Origin of the sequence: Leisingera sp. UBA4491, from assembly GCF_002388965.1 — a bacterium.
Classification (GTDB): domain Bacteria; phylum Pseudomonadota; class Alphaproteobacteria; order Rhodobacterales; family Rhodobacteraceae; genus Leisingera; species Leisingera aquaemixtae.
In genome coordinates, this window is the sequence record NZ_DGNN01000027.1 from 25,984 (window position 1) to 39,961 (window position 13,978).

At 64.8% G+C, this 13,978-nt stretch carries 15 protein-coding genes; 12 read left to right on the forward strand and 3 right to left on the reverse strand.

Going from position 1 to position 13,978, the window contains the following annotated elements:
• Positions 1-4: 4 nt before the first annotated feature.
• Entirely contained in the window at positions 5-1,426 is a 1,422-nt protein-coding gene (gene tldD / locus B2P87_RS16065) for a metalloprotease TldD (protein ID WP_141889737.1), read from the reverse strand.
• A gap of 193 nt (positions 1,427-1,619) precedes the next feature.
• Here tldD and coxB point away from each other — a divergent pair, with 193 nt between their 5' ends.
• From coxB to B2P87_RS16120, 11 genes are all read left to right on the forward strand, one after another.
• A complete protein-coding gene (gene coxB, locus B2P87_RS16070; protein WP_027243369.1) occupies positions 1,620-2,465 on the forward strand; it encodes a cytochrome c oxidase subunit II in 846 nt (281 codons plus the stop codon).
• 97 nt (positions 2,466-2,562) lie between these two features.
• On the forward strand, positions 2,563-3,504 hold the full coding sequence (gene cyoE, locus B2P87_RS16075; protein WP_008555323.1) for a heme o synthase: 942 nt from the start codon (positions 2,563-2,565) through the stop codon (positions 3,502-3,504).
• Position 3,505: 1 nt separating this feature from the next.
• Positions 3,506-3,670: a hypothetical protein gene (locus B2P87_RS16080; protein WP_008553467.1), complete on the forward strand. Its 165-nt coding sequence runs from the start codon at positions 3,506-3,508 to the stop codon at positions 3,668-3,670.
• A complete protein-coding gene (locus B2P87_RS16085) occupies positions 3,670-4,257 on the forward strand; it encodes a cytochrome c oxidase assembly protein (protein WP_027243370.1) in 588 nt (195 codons plus the stop codon). The genes B2P87_RS16080 and B2P87_RS16085 overlap by 1 nt, the downstream gene beginning before the upstream one ends.
• A gap of 23 nt (positions 4,258-4,280) precedes the next feature.
• On the forward strand, positions 4,281-5,090 hold the full coding sequence (locus B2P87_RS16090; RefSeq protein ID WP_027243371.1) for a cytochrome c oxidase subunit 3: 810 nt from the start codon (positions 4,281-4,283) through the stop codon (positions 5,088-5,090).
• Between the two features lie 129 nt (positions 5,091-5,219).
• Positions 5,220-5,888, forward strand: coding sequence for an SURF1 family protein (locus B2P87_RS16095; protein WP_141889738.1), 669 nt, complete (start codon positions 5,220-5,222; stop codon positions 5,886-5,888).
• A gap of 19 nt (positions 5,889-5,907) precedes the next feature.
• Positions 5,908-7,296 carry a threonine synthase gene (gene thrC, locus B2P87_RS16100; RefSeq protein WP_141889739.1) on the forward strand — a complete coding sequence of 463 codons (1,389 nt, stop codon included), beginning with the start codon at positions 5,908-5,910 and terminating at the stop codon, positions 7,294-7,296.
• Positions 7,293-8,555, forward strand: a complete 1,263-nt coding sequence (locus B2P87_RS16105) for a M16 family metallopeptidase (protein WP_141889740.1) — start codon at positions 7,293-7,295, stop codon at positions 8,553-8,555. Before thrC ends, B2P87_RS16105 begins: the two co-directional genes overlap by 4 nt.
• Positions 8,555-9,145 carry a GNAT family N-acetyltransferase gene (locus B2P87_RS16110; RefSeq protein WP_058284218.1) on the forward strand — a complete coding sequence of 197 codons (591 nt, stop codon included), beginning with the start codon at positions 8,555-8,557 and terminating at the stop codon, positions 9,143-9,145. Before B2P87_RS16105 ends, B2P87_RS16110 begins: the two co-directional genes overlap by 1 nt.
• Positions 9,146-9,429: 284 nt before the next feature.
• Positions 9,430-10,254 (forward strand): MBL fold metallo-hydrolase, encoded by an 825-nt coding sequence (locus B2P87_RS16115; RefSeq protein WP_141889741.1) that lies wholly within the window; start codon positions 9,430-9,432, stop codon positions 10,252-10,254.
• 41 nt (positions 10,255-10,295) lie between these two features.
• Positions 10,296-11,714, forward strand: coding sequence for an FAD-binding oxidoreductase (locus B2P87_RS16120; RefSeq protein ID WP_141889742.1), 1,419 nt, complete (start codon positions 10,296-10,298; stop codon positions 11,712-11,714).
• 235 nt (positions 11,715-11,949) lie between these two features.
• Here the strand turns inward: B2P87_RS16120 and B2P87_RS16125 are convergent, their stop codons facing one another.
• Entirely contained in the window at positions 11,950-12,489 is a 540-nt protein-coding gene (locus B2P87_RS16125; RefSeq protein ID WP_008556837.1) for an adenine phosphoribosyltransferase, read from the reverse strand.
• A 186-nt stretch (positions 12,490-12,675) separates the two neighbouring features.
• Here B2P87_RS16125 and B2P87_RS16130 point away from each other — a divergent pair, with 186 nt between their 5' ends.
• Complete coding sequence (locus B2P87_RS16130) at positions 12,676-12,837, forward strand: hypothetical protein (RefSeq protein ID WP_167510238.1); 162 nt, start codon at positions 12,676-12,678, stop codon at positions 12,835-12,837.
• A gap of 64 nt (positions 12,838-12,901) precedes the next feature.
• On the opposite strand, the gene B2P87_RS16135 is transcribed toward B2P87_RS16130, so the two are convergent.
• Entirely contained in the window at positions 12,902-13,912 is a 1,011-nt protein-coding gene (locus tag B2P87_RS16135; RefSeq protein ID WP_141889743.1) for a DUF418 domain-containing protein, read from the reverse strand.
• Between the last annotated feature and the right edge of the window lie 66 nt (positions 13,913-13,978).

Here is a 13,978-nt window from a genome sequence, read left to right on the forward strand (position 1 = left end):
TGATTCACGCCGCCGAGCCGCCAACAGTCAGCCCGCCCATCAGCACCGAGGGCTGGCCGACGCCGACCGGAACCCACTGGCCCGCCTTGCCGCAATTGCCCATGCCGGGGTCCAGCGCCATGTCGTTGCCAAGGCCTCGAATCTGCTTCAGCGCGGTGGCGCCGTCGCCGATCAGCGTGGCACCCTTAACCGGTGCGCCGACCTTGCCGTCCTTCACGCGGTAGGCCTCGGTGCAGGAAAACACGAACTTGCCGTTGGTGATGTCCACCTGGCCGCCGCCAAAGCCCACCGCCCAGATGCCGTCCTTGATGCCAGCCACCAGATCGCCGGGGTCGGCGCCGCCGCCCAGCATATAGGTGTTGGTCATCCGCGGCATCGGCGCATGGGCATAGCTTTGGCGCCGCCCGTTGCCGGTGGGGGAAACCCCCATCAGCCGCGCGTTCTGGCGGTCCTGCATAAAGCCGACCAGAATACCGTCCTCGATCAGCGTGGTCTTCTGGCTGGGCGTGCCCTCGTCATCCACAGTGATCGAGCCGCGCCGGTCCGGGATGGTGCCGTCATCCAGCACCGTCACCCCCCGGGCGGCGATCTGCTGGCCCATGAGACCGGCAAAGGCAGAGGACCCCTTGCGGTTGAAATCGCCCTCCAGCCCGTGGCCGATCGCCTCGTGCAGCAGGATGCCGGGCCAGCCGGGGCCTAGCACCACGTCCATTTCGCCCGCCGGGGCAGGGACCGCGTCCAGATTGACCAGCGCAATACGCAGCGCTTCCTGCACCTGGGCCTGCCAGTGCTTGGGGTCGACCAGCCCGTCCAGGCCCAGCCGCCCGCCGCCGCCGGCAGAGCCGCTTTCGCGGCGGCCGTCTTTTTCTACGATCACCGACACGTTCAGCCGTGCCATCGGGCGGGTGTCGCGCACCCGCACCCCGTCGGCGCGCAGAATCTCTACCTCCTGCAGCGAGGCGGCCAATGACGCGGAGACCTGGACCACGCGTTGATCCAGATCACGTGCATAAGAATCAATTTCGCGCAGCGTCTCCACCTTCACCGGGAACGGCATGGCGCTGATCGGGTCGGCATCGGTATAGAGCTTCTTGTTGGTGGCCTGCGGCGGGTCCGAGTAAGTGCCGCCGCCCGCTCCGACAGCCAGCCTGGCGGTCTCTGCCGCCCGTTTCAGCGATGCGATGGAGACATCGGTGGAATGCGCGTAACCGGCCACATCGCCGTTCACGGCCCGCAAACCAAAGCCTTCGGAGGCATCGTAGCTGGCGCTGCGCAGCCGCCCGTCGTCAAACGACAGCGCTTCCGACTTGCGGCGCTCGGCAAAGATCTCTCCATCCTCCGCACCATTCAGCGCATCGCGCAGGGTCGCCAGCGCCTCATCCTGCGGAAGCGCGGTTTCAAAGGGGCGGAAGGCTGGGTTTTCCATGGCACGGTCCTCAGATTTTTTTGATCTAAATCAAGAAAGCGACGGTTTGACGCTTGGCTGCCTCTTTATCTGTACGCCCGAATATGATTTTAAGCGGCGTCAAAGACAACGGGGCTGGTGCGTTTTGTGGAATCATTGATTCCCCCCATTCGTGCTGCCGCAGAAAAATGCGATCAACCGATCAGGACAGAACATGAAAAACGCTTTGATGCTTTCGGGCCTTTTTGCCGGCCTTTCAAGCCTTCCAGCAATGGCGCAAGAAGGTCTGGAAACCATTGGTAAGCCGGTTGACGGCGGGCTGAACTTCCAGCCGGCGGCGACCTCGCTGGCCGAAGGCCTGCAGCGCCTGGACTATATGATCCTGGTGATCATCACCGTGATCTGCGTGTTCGTCGCGGGCCTGCTGCTGTGGGCGATCCTGCGGTTCAACAAGCGCGCCAACCCGACCCCGGCCAAGTTCAGCCACTACACCCCGATCGAGATCGCCTGGACCGTGATCCCGATCCTGATCCTGGTGTTCATCGGCTCCTTCTCGCTGCCGCAGCTGTTTGCCCAGCAGGAGATCCCCGAGGGCGACATCAACATCAAGGTGACCGGCTACCAGTGGTACTGGGGCTATGAGTACACCGACCACGAGTTCGGGTTCGAAAGCTTCCTGCTGCCCAAGGACCAGCTGGCTGCAAACGGCTATGCCGAGGACGAGTACCTGCTGGCCACCGATACCGCCGTGGTGGTACCGTCGGGCAAGACCATCGTGATGAACGTGACCGCCGCCGACGTGATCCATTCCTGGACCATCCCGGCCTTCGGCGTGAAGCAGGACGGCGTTCCGGGCCGTCTGGCACAGCTGTGGTTCAAGGTCGACGAGGGCAAGGAAGGCGTCTACTTCGGCCAGTGCTCCGAGCTGTGCGGCAAGGATCACGCCTATATGCCGATCACCGTCAAGGTCGTGACCCAGGAAGAATATGACGCCTGGCTGGAAGGTGCCAAGGAAGAATACGCGGGGCTGCCGCAGGCCTACCAGGTCGCCTCCAACTGATAGCTGGCTGCGGGGTGCCTGAGCGGGCGTCCTGCAGGTCAGACCTAAGATGAGGGTGCGCAGCGATGCGCACCCGTTGCCGCCAAAAGGACCCAAGATGAGCGACGCAAGCATCAACGCAAGCCGGGCATACGAGGACGAGGCCAGCTTTGGCGACTATTTCGCCCTGCTGAAACCCCGTGTCATGTCGCTGGTGGTCTTCACTGCTCTGGTGGGTCTGCTGGCCGCGCCCGTCTCCGTGCATCCGGTCGTCGGTTTCTGCGCCATCCTGTTCATTGCCATCGGCGGCGGTGCCTCCGGGGCGCTGAACATGTGGTGGGACGCCGATATCGACAAGGTGATGAAACGCACCAAATCCCGCCCGATCCCCGCCGGCAAGGTTGAGCCGGGCGAGGCGCTGGCGCTGGGCCTGGCGCTGTCGGGCCTGTCGGTGATCATGCTGGCGCTGGCCGCCAACGTCTTTGCCGGCGCGTTCCTGGCCTTCACCATCTTTTTCTACGTGGTGGTTTACACCATGTGGCTGAAGCGTGCGACGCCGCAGAATATCGTCATCGGCGGTGCCGCCGGGGCCTTCCCGCCGGTCATTGGCTGGATCGCCGCCACCGGCACCATGTCGGTGGAACCCTGGCTGATGTTCCTGCTGACCTTCATGTGGACGCCGCCGCATTTCTGGGCGCTGGCGCTGTTCATGCGCTCCGATTATGACGACGCAGGCGTGCCGATGCTGACCGTGACCCACGGCCGCCGCGCCACCCGCGTGCATATCCTGGTTTACACCGTGCTGCTGGCGCTGCTGGCCGTCGGCACCGCATTCTCCGGCATTGGCGGCCCGATCTATCTGGCCGCGGCGCTGGTGATGAACGCGTTGTTCCTGCATGGCGCCTGGAAGATCACCCGCCGCGACGAGGACGATTCCGAGGCCGACAATTTCACGGTGGAGCGCAGCTTCTTCAAACTGTCGCTGCTCTATCTGTTCCTGCACTTCGGCGCGATCCTGGCCGAGGCGCTGCTGAAGCCCTACGGGCTGGGAGGCTGGTAACATGGCACTGAGCAAGCAACATGAGATCCACAAGCGCCGGTCGGGCCGCAACATGGGCGTGGGCATTCTGCTGGCGGCCTTCGTGGTGCTGATCCTGGCCCTGACCATGGTCAAGGTCACCTCCAACGGCTTCTCTTTCCCTGACACTCAGGCGGAGCAGAACTGATGGCGCTGAAGGGCCCCCGGAAAACCGTACTCCAGCTGGTCGGCGTCGTCGTCCTGATGGGCGGCCTGTCCTGGGCCTCGGTGCCGTTTTATGACTGGTTCTGCCGGGTCACCGGCTTTGGCGGCGTCACCGGCGTGGCCAGCAGCGGCTCCGACACCATTCTGGACCAGACCATCAAGGTGCGCTTCGATGGCTCTAAAGAGCGCGGCATGCCGTGGGAGTTCAAGCCGCTTCAGCGCGAGATGGAAATCCGCCTGGGCGAAACTGGCCTGGCGTTCTATGAGGCGTACAACCCGACTGACCGCCCGGTGGCGGGTCAGGCGTCCTACAATGTCGCGCCGTATCAGGCCGGCGGGTTCTTTTCGAAAATCGACTGCTTCTGCTTTACCGAGCAGGTGCTTCAGCCGGGGGAACGGGTGCAGATGCCCGTGACCTTCTATGTGGATCCCGAAATCATTGACGACCGGGATGCAAAATACGTGCATACGATCACGCTTTCGTACACGTTCCATCAAATCGATCTGCCCGAGGGCTATGCCGCTCTCGACACCGGGGGTAACACCGGGGCAGGCGCAACCACGAACTAGGCCGCTAGGTGAGGGACACTTAAATGGCGCACGCTAAAAATCACGATTATCATATTCTGCCGCCGTCGATCTGGCCGCTGGCCGCCTCTGTGGGCACATTCGTCATGCTGGTTGGCGCAGTGTTCTGGATGAAGGGCATCACGGCCTGGGCCTTCTGGATCGGCTTTGTTGCGGTCCTGTACTCCGCCTTTGCCTGGTGGTCCGAAGTTGTGGCCGAAAGCCGCCAGGGCGATCACACCCCGGTCGTGCGCATCGGTCTGCGCTACGGTTTCATCCTGTTCGTGATGTCCGAGGTGATGTTCTTCTTCGCTTGGTTCTGGTCGTTCTTCAAACACGCCATGTACCCGATGGAGACCTATATCGGCACCGAATACGTGGCGCCGGAGATCTACCCGGTTGATCCGTTCCACCTGCCGCTGATCAACACCCTGATCCTGCTGCTGTCCGGCTGTGCCGTGACCTGGGCGCACCATGCGCTGGTGCACAATAACGACCGCAAGGCGCTGATCCAGGGCCTGGCCATCGGTATCGCCTTCGGCGTCGCCTTCACCTTCCTGCAGGGCTATGAATACGCCCACCTGCTGCACGAAGGCTGGAAGTTCGGCGAAGACGAGTTCTACTCGAACTTCTTCATGGCTACCGGCTTCCACGGCTTCCACGTGGTCATCGGCACGATTTTCCTGACCGTCTGCCTGATCCGCGCGATCAAGGGCGACTTCACCCCGGAACAGCACGTCGGCTTCGAGGCCGCGGCCTGGTACTGGCACTTCGTGGACGTTGTCTGGCTGTTCCTGTTCTTCGCCGTCTACATCTGGGGCACATCCGGCCTGTAACGGGCGGCCTGTAGCGGGCGGTTTGTACCGGTTACATGTTTGCGGTTGATTATCCGCACTCATGAAGTCACACACAGGGCGCGCAGGGGAGACCTTGCGCGCCTTTGTTTTTGGAGCGGAGCGGCACAGATGCGGCGTGTCATCTTCCTGTTGATCATCAGCGGCGCGGGCTTGGCCGTGCTGATCGGGCTGGGCACCTGGCAGCTGCAGCGCAAGGCTTGGAAGGATGGCATTCTGGCCACCATCGAGGCGCGGATTGCTGGTGCGCCTGCCGCCGGTCTGCCCGCAGAGCTGGACCCCGAAACCGACAAGTACCGCCCCGTGCGCCTGCAAGGCGAGATCGGCGCGCAGGAACTGCACGTCCTCACTTCGATCAAGGATGTCGGCCCCGGCTACCGGGTGATTTCACCGTTCACTCTGGAGGATGGCCGCCGGGTGCTGATCGACCGCGGCTTTATCCCGGTTAAGGAGAAGCAGGCCGCGCGTCTGGCCGGCCCCGCCGCCATCGAGGGCAACATCCATTGGCCTCAGGAGGTCGATAGCTACACGCCTGAACCGGATCTCTCCGGCAACATCTGGTATGCCCGCGACGCGGAACAGATGGCGGCGCAGCTGGACACCGAACCGGTGATGATTGTCCTGCGCGAAAACCCCGAGGGGGAGGCAGGCTTGCGCCCGGTCCCGGTCTCTGCCGCGGGCATCCCCAATGACCACTTGCAATATGCGATCACCTGGTTTTCGCTGGCCTTTATCTGGGCGGCGATGACCCTCTACTTCCTGCGGCGCAGCCGCCCTTGAACCTGAAGAGCTGAAGGCGATGAAATATATCTCGACCCGGGGCCAAGCGCCCGAGCTGACCTTTGAAGACGCGATGCTGACCGGCTTGGCCCGCGACGGCGGCCTCTATGTGCCCGCGGACATCCCGCAGATGTCCCATCACGACATCGCGGCGCTGGCGGGCCTGTCTTACGAGGAAACCGCTTTCCGCGTCATGCGTCCTTTCCTCGGCGACTGCTTCACGGATGAGGAATTCCGCGCCATCATTGCCCGCGCCTACGAGGGCTTCGGCCACGCCGCCCGCGCGCCGCTGAAGCAGCTGGCCCCGAACCATTTCCTGCTGGAACTATTCCACGGTCCCACGCTGGCGTTCAAGGATTTCGCCATGCAGCTGATCGGCCAGCTGTTCCAGACTGCCCTGGAGCGCCGCGGCGACCGGGTGACCATAGCCGGTGCCACCTCCGGCGACACCGGCTCAGCAGCGATGGAAGCGTTCCGCGGCCTCAGCAACGTGGATGTGTTCATCCTCTACCCGCATGGCCGCGTCTCTGAGGTGCAGCGCCGCCAGATGACCACGCCGCAGGACAAGAACGTGCACGCGCTGGCCATCGATGGCGACTTCGACGACTGCCAGGCCCGCGTCAAGGACATGTTCAACGATTTCGATTTCCGCGACGGGGTAAAACTGGCCGGCGTGAACTCGATCAACATCGCCCGGGTGCTGGCGCAGGTGGTCTATTATTTCTCCTCGGCCGTGAGCCTCGGCGCGCCGCAGCGCAAGGTGAGCTTTACCGTGCCGACCGGCAATTTCGGCGATATCTTCGCGGGCTTCATCGCCAAGCAGATGGGCCTGCCGATCGACCAGCTGGTCGTTGCCACCAATCAGAACGACATCCTGCACCGCTGCCTGTCGGGGCAGGGGTATTACAAGGGGGACACCCAGCCCTCGATCAGCCCTTCGATGGATATTCAGGTGTCGTCGAACTTTGAGCGCGCCCTGTTCTACGCCTACGGCCAGGACAGCAAAGCCGTAGCCCTTTTGATGGATGAGCTGAAGAACGGCGGCTTTGATGTCTCGCAAGGCGCGATGCAGGCGCTGGCCGAAAACTACACCTCCGGCCGCACCTCGGAGGAGGAGACGCTGGCGACCATCAAATCGGAACTGGCCTCCTCCGGCGAGTTGCTGTGCCCGCATGGCGCGGTTGCGGTGAAAGTCGCCAATGAGCACCGCAAGGCGGATGTGCCGATGATCACCCTGGCCACTGCGCATCCGGCGAAATTCCCGGCGGCTGTGGAAGAGGCCAGCGGCATTCATCCGCCTCTTCCCCCGCGCATGGCAGACCTGTATGACAGGCCGGAGCGGGTGACCCGGATTGCCAACGATCTGGCTGCCCTTGAGGATCATATCAGAAAGAACATCGCGAATTGACAGTTCAGCAGCACACACTCGCCAACGGGTTCCGCATCGTCTCCGAGCATATGCCGGGTCTGGAATCCGCGGCGGTCGGGATCTGGGTCACTGCCGGAGGCCGCCACGAGCGGCTTGAACAGAACGGCATCGCCCATTTCCTGGAGCACATGGCCTTCAAGGGCACCAAAAGGCGCTCGGCCCTGCAGATCGCCGAGGAGATCGAGGATGTTGGCGGCTATATCAACGCCTACACCTCGCGCGAGGTGACGGCGTATTATGCCCGTGTGCTGAAGGATGACGTGCCGCTGGCAGTGGATGTGATCGGGGACATCCTGCTCAATCCGGTGTTCGACCAGCGCGAGATTGAGGTCGAGCGCGGGGTGATCCTGCAGGAGATCGGCCAGTCGCTGGACACGCCGGACGATGTGATCTTTGACTGGCTGCAGGAAGAAAGCTACCGCGGCCAGCCGCTGGGCCGGACCATCTTGGGCCCCGCAGAACGCGTGCGCAGCTTCTCCCGCGAGGATCTGCAGGGCTTTGTCGCCGAACATTACGGCCCCGGCCAGATGATCCTGGCAGCCGCCGGCGGTGTGGACCATGACGCGCTGGTCAAACTGGCGGAGCAGCTGTTCGGCCATATGGAGGCCAAGCCGGACTTCACCGCCGAAGGCGCCACCTTCACCGGCGGCGAGGCGCGGCAGGTCAAGGACCTGGAGCAGGCGCATTTTGCGCTGGCCTTTGAGGGGCCGGGCTACCGCGATCAGTCGATGTACACCGCGCAGATCTATGCCAGCGCCCTGGGCGGCGGCATGTCCTCGCGGCTGTTCCAGGAGGTGCGTGAAAAGCGCGGCCTCTGCTACACCATTTTCTCGCAGGCGGGGTCTTATGCCGATACCGGCTCGATGACCGTCTACGCAGGCACCTCCGGCGAGCAGCTGGCGGAACTGGCGGGCATCACAATCGACGAGATGAAGCGCGCCGCGGACGATATGAGCGAGGCCGAGGTGGAACGCGCCCGCGCCCAGATGAAGGCGGGGATGCTGATGGGGCTGGAAAGCCCCTCGAACCGGGCGGAGCGGCTGGCGCGGCTGGTGCAGATCTGGGGCAAGGTGCCGTCGCTGGAGCGTACGGTGGAACGCATCAACGCGGTGACCACCAGGGACGTGCGGGAACTGGCAAAGACCATGGCGGTGACCGCCCCGGCGGCGCTGGCGCTTTATGGCCCGGTGGCGGACGCCCCGGCGCTTGAGAGGCTGCAGGAGAGGCGCGCTGCCTGATGCTGCTCAGCCGCCGCAAGGTCCGCATTGAAACCGAGCGCCTGACCCTCAGGCCGCCGGTGCATGCGGATTTTCACGGCTGGGCGGCGTTGAGGCTGCAAAGCCAGCCCTATCTGACACCGTGGGAGCCCAGCTGGGCGGCGGATCATCTCAGCCGCAAGAGCTTTACCAACCGGGTCTACTGGGCGCGCCGCTCGGTCGCCTCGGGCTCAGCCTTGCCGCTGTTCCTGATCCGCCGGTCGGACCAGGTTCTGGTCGGGGCGATCACGCTCGACAACATCCGCCGCGGCCCCGCCCAGGCCGGCACGCTGGGCTATTGGACCGGCCAGCCCTTTGCCCGCAAAGGTTTCATGCGCGAGGCGATCGGCGCGGTGGTGCATCATGCGTTCACCAAGCTGGACCTCAGCCGGATCGAGGCCGCCTGCCTGCCGGAAAACCAGGCCTCCCGCGGGCTGCTGGAAAAATCCGGCTTCAAGTATGAAGGCGTTGCCCAGTCCTATCTGCAGATCAACGGCCGCTGGCGCACCCATGTGCTCTACGCCGCCCTGCGCCACGATCGGCGCGGCAAGACCCTGACTGGCCAGGCCTAGGCGCTCCGGCCCCGCAAAAGGCAAAGTCTCCCGCCCGCCGCCGGTGCATAGGGCATGCACCGCGACCGTTGGGCATGGCGCCGCACCTGCGGCGCGGCGCCTTCCGGCCTAGTGGCCGGGAGAGACGGCGGCGGTCTGCCGGGTCCGCGCCGGGCCGCAGGCCCGGCGCCCGGCCCAACCGCTAGGCGGAATTTTTCAATTCTGCCGGAGCGGGCGGGAGCGCCCCAGCAGATTCTTTCGCGCCCGGGGCTGACAGCGGTGGTTTGCGCCCTAGAACCTGCCCCATGCGCGCGCTTTGCTGTTTCATTTGGCTGATCCTTTGTGCCAGTGCCCTCCCCGCACAGGAGCGGCGGGCGAGCCATTGCATCGCGCTGGCACAAGGCACGCCCGGCCTGGATTACCTGCACAAGGCCAGCTGGCAGGACCCGGTGGCCAAGGACAGCGTGCTGATCCGCTATATCGCCCATGCCTCCTTTCTGCTGCGCACCGAAGGCGGGCTGAATGTGGTCACCGATTTCACCGGCTTCACCGGCGCCGCGCCCTTGATCCCCGATGTCGTGACCATGAACCACGCCCATGAAACCCATTGGACGGCCCACCCCGATCCGGCGATCCCGCATGTGCTGGAAGGATGGGGCCCTTTCGGGGCGGGCATCGACCATCACCTCGACCTTGGGGAGATGCTGATCCGCAATGTCTCCACCGATATCCGCAATATGTTCGGCGGGGTGGAGCAGCGGGGCAATTCGATTTTCGTGTTCGAGGCTGCGGGTCTCTGCATCGGCCACCTGGGCCACCTGCACCATGTGCCGACGCCGGAACAATACGCGGCGCTGGGGCGGCTGGACGTGGTGATGGCAGCGGTGGACGGCGGCATCACTCTGCCGCTCGATCAGATGCTGGAGGTGCTGGGGCGGCTGCGGTCCTCTGTCATCATCCCGATGCACTGGTTCAGCGACTACTCCCTGGACCGCTTCCTGGCCCGGATCGGCCCGGAGTTCGATGTGGTCGCTGACGGCAGCAGCACACTCAGCGTTTCGCTGCGCAGCCTGCCCAGCCGCCCGACGATCCATGTGCTGCGGCCGAAGCACCTGCTGGAAGAGGAGTGAGCCTGCTTGCCAGCCGCCGGGCCTTGCGGCATGGATAAGGCATGAGCCTGAACCCCGCCGATCCCGCCTTTGCCGCCCGCCTCTCTGCCCTGCTGCCCGAAGGCGTGCTGCGCCAGCCTGAGCCGCGCCACCTGGAGGAGCCGCGCGGGCGCTATCGCGGGCAGGCGGGCGTGCTGGCGCTGCCGCACACCGTGGAACAGGCCGCAACCCTGGTGCGCGAGGCCAATGCCGCACGGGTGCCGGTCGTGCCCTACGGCGGCGGCACCGGTCTGGTCGGCGGCCAGGTGATGCCGGACGGCCCGGCACCGCTTCTGCTGTCACTGGAGCGGATGACGGCGATCCGCGCGGTTCACCCGCGGGAAAACGTGATTATCGCCGAGGCTGGTGCCATTCTGGCGGATGTGCAAGACGCTGCGCAGGCGGCAGACCGGCTGTTTCCCCTGTCGCTGGCGGCGGAAGGCTCGGCCCGGATCGGCGGCAACCTCGCGACCAATGCTGGCGGGGTGAACGTGCTGCGCTATGGCAACGCCCGCGACTTGTGCCTGGGGCTGGAAGCGGTGCTGCCATCCGGAGAGGTCTGGCACGGGCTGTCGCGCCTTCGAAAAGACAACACCGGCTATGACCTGAAGAACCTGCTGATCGGCGCCGAGGGCACTCTGGGGGTGATCACCGCTGCGGCCCTGAAACTGTCGCCCATCCCGGCGGGGCAGGGCACGGCCCTGTTCACAGTGAAGGACCCGGAAGCGGCCATCGCGCTGCTGGCGCTGGCCCGGGATCAGGCCGGAGAGGCCGTCAGCGCCTTTGAGCTGATCCACCGGCAGGGGCTGGAGTTCCTGGCCGAGACCCAGCCGCAAGTGCGCCAGCCGTTCGCCCCGGCGCCGGAGTGGTCGGCGCTGATCGACGTTGGCCTGCCGCGCGGGCTGGATCCTGAAACCGCCCTGGCGGAGCTGTTCGAGGCGGCCGAGCAGGCCGGGCTCGCGCAGGATGGCGTCATTGCCCAATCTGAGGCGCAGCGGCAGGCGCTGTGGTCGCTGCGCGAGCATATCCCGGTGGCGAACAAGGCGATCGGCGCGATTTCAAGCCATGACATCTCGGTCCCGATCTCAGAGATCCCGGCGTTCATCAAACGCGGCCATGAGGTGGTGGAGAGACTGGGCGCGTTCCGGATCAACTGCTTCGGCCATCTGGGGGACGGCAACCTGCACTACAACGTCTTCCCGCCCAAAGGCCGCGGGCGGGAGGACTTTGACCACCTGCGGGGTGCCGTGAAGGAGGCCGTGCATGACCTGGTCCACACCTTCGGCGGCTCCTTCAGCGCGGAGCATGGCGTCGGACGGATGAAGACCAGTGATCTGGAGCGGTACGGCGACCCGGTCAAACTGGCGGCCATGCGCGCGATCAAGCAGGCGCTGGACCCGAACGGGATCATGAACCCGGGCGCGGTGCTGAGGGCAGTCTGATTTCTCTGAAAAAGGAAGGGCTCCCGCACCCGCGGCTGCCCGGCTGCGCCGGACCGCCTGGCGGCTTTGGGCCCGGCGCCGCGCATCCGCGCGGCGTGCCTTTCAGGTGCCCTTGCGGGGCACCTGAAAGGCCATGCCCAACCGGCAAAGCCGTTTTCGCAGAAAATGGCGCATGGCGGGCGGGAGCGCCGCGCTGCCTGCGCCTCAATCGCGGGAAGGTGCTGCAGGCCGGGCGTCAGAGCCCTTCGAATTCGCAGAGCACATGCACATCCATGCCCATGCTCTCCAACAGCTTGCGGCCGCCCAGTTCTGGCAGATCCACGATGAAGGAGCAGGACACGATCTCGCCGCCCAGCCGCTCGATCAGCTTGATGCCCGCCCCCGCGGTGCCGCCGGTTGCCAGCAGGTCATCCACCACCAGGATCTTCTCGCCCGGTTTAATCGCATCATCGTGGATTTCGACAATCGCCTCGCCGTATTCCAGCTTGTACTCCTGGCTGATGGTGGTGCCGGGCAGCTTGCCCTTCTTGCGGATCGGCACGAATCCGACGCTCAGCTGATGCGCGATCGCGCCGCCCAGGATGAAGCCGCGCGCCTCAAGCCCCACAACCTTGTCGATCTGCTCGCCCGCGTAGGGATGCAGCATCTGGTCGATCGCCATGCGGAAGCCGCGCGGATCGGCAAACAGGGTGGTCACATCGCGGAACATGATCCCTTCGTGCGGGAAGTCGACGATGGTGCGGATGTAATCCTTAACAGCGGTCTTCTTGGGCATCGGCTTGGCTCCCCTTGGCGCATCGGTTCCGGCGGCCCGGCACTGCCGCCGGGCACAGGGGGTTTGGCCGAAGCCGCGCTGTCATGCAAGGGGGAACCGGCAGCCGTGCCGGTGACGTCACTTGCCGTGCCGGGTATCCCGCCGCGACAGGCCGCTGCGGTAGAGGCTTTATGGAAGCCGGGCCAGATGCGCACGTCGCCAGTCGCGGCGGCGCTGGGCAAGAAGGCCAGCCAGCTGATCCTGCGCTTGGGCAAGGAGAACCGGGGCGCCCTTGCCGGGCTGTGCAGGGATCTGGACACGACGGCGGCCCGCGAAATCCGCCGCTTTATCCAAAGGATTCTGACGTAACGCGGCAAGCGTTGGCGGCGTGCGGACTATTCCTTCTGCGCCGCGGCTGGTCCGCTGGCGGGCTTCACCTGGGAAAGCTGGTGCTCCAGCGCAGCAAGGCCTCCAGCGGCCCGCGTTTGGCAAAGAGGCTCCAGATCCAGGCCGCCACCATGGACAGGGCACAGAAGCCCAGAGAGTAGCCGAAGATTTGCTCGGCAGACAGCGAGCCATCAAGCTGCCCCATGGCCTCCAGGGTACCCATGCCAAGCAGGATATGCGCCGCATAGAGGCTCAGGGCCTGCCGGCCCGGGGCGGCCAGCCATTCGGCAATGCCCGCCTTGTCCAGAGCCGGGGTGATGGCCAGCGTCAGTCCAATCACTGCCATCGCGCTGCCAGAGGCTGCGAGGATGTAGAAAGGCCCGGGGGGGATGGCGCTGGTGCCCGAAAGCTCTGCCAGTTCCGGGTTCTGTACCAATAGCCCGGGCAAGGCCGCCAGCGCTGCGGCAGCTGCGCCCCATAGCACCAGGCGCGCCTGCACGGTACGGCTGGCCAGGTTCAGGCGGCCGATCCACATGCCCAGAAACAGGAAGGCCGCCCAGGGAAACACGGGGTGCCAGCCATTGAAGAACGAATGGCGCAGGAAGCCTTCCAGCGTCCAGAAGTCCGCGTAAGCCAGCGTCGCCCAGTTCCAATGCGCCTCGTAGTCCAGTGCCAGCAGGCTGATCAGGCCGATCAGCACCGTGCCCGCGGCAGCCAGCAGCAGCACCCGGCCGGAGGCCGTCAGGAACGGCAGCGCCACCAGGAAGTAGAGCGCGTAGAAATGCAGGATGTCGGCTTCGAAGATGGTCAGGTTCAAGAGACCGATCAGGAACAGGAACAGCGCGCGGCGCAGCAGGGTTGCCCGGTCCGGCTTGCCGGCAGACAAGCCAACGCCGGCAAGGATGACAAATAGCGCCGCGGCGCGGCCTTCCAGGGCGTTGGTGAACAGCGAGATGGCATCTGTCCCCGGGCTTACTTGCGCTGCGATCCGGAAGTTGACCAGCACCATGCCGCAGAAGGCGAGGAAACGGGCGATGTCCAATCCGTGAAGGCGCATGAAAAAGTCCTGAAATCCTGAGGTAAATCCTGTTGACCGATAAAGGCACCCTGTTGGGCAAAGAAA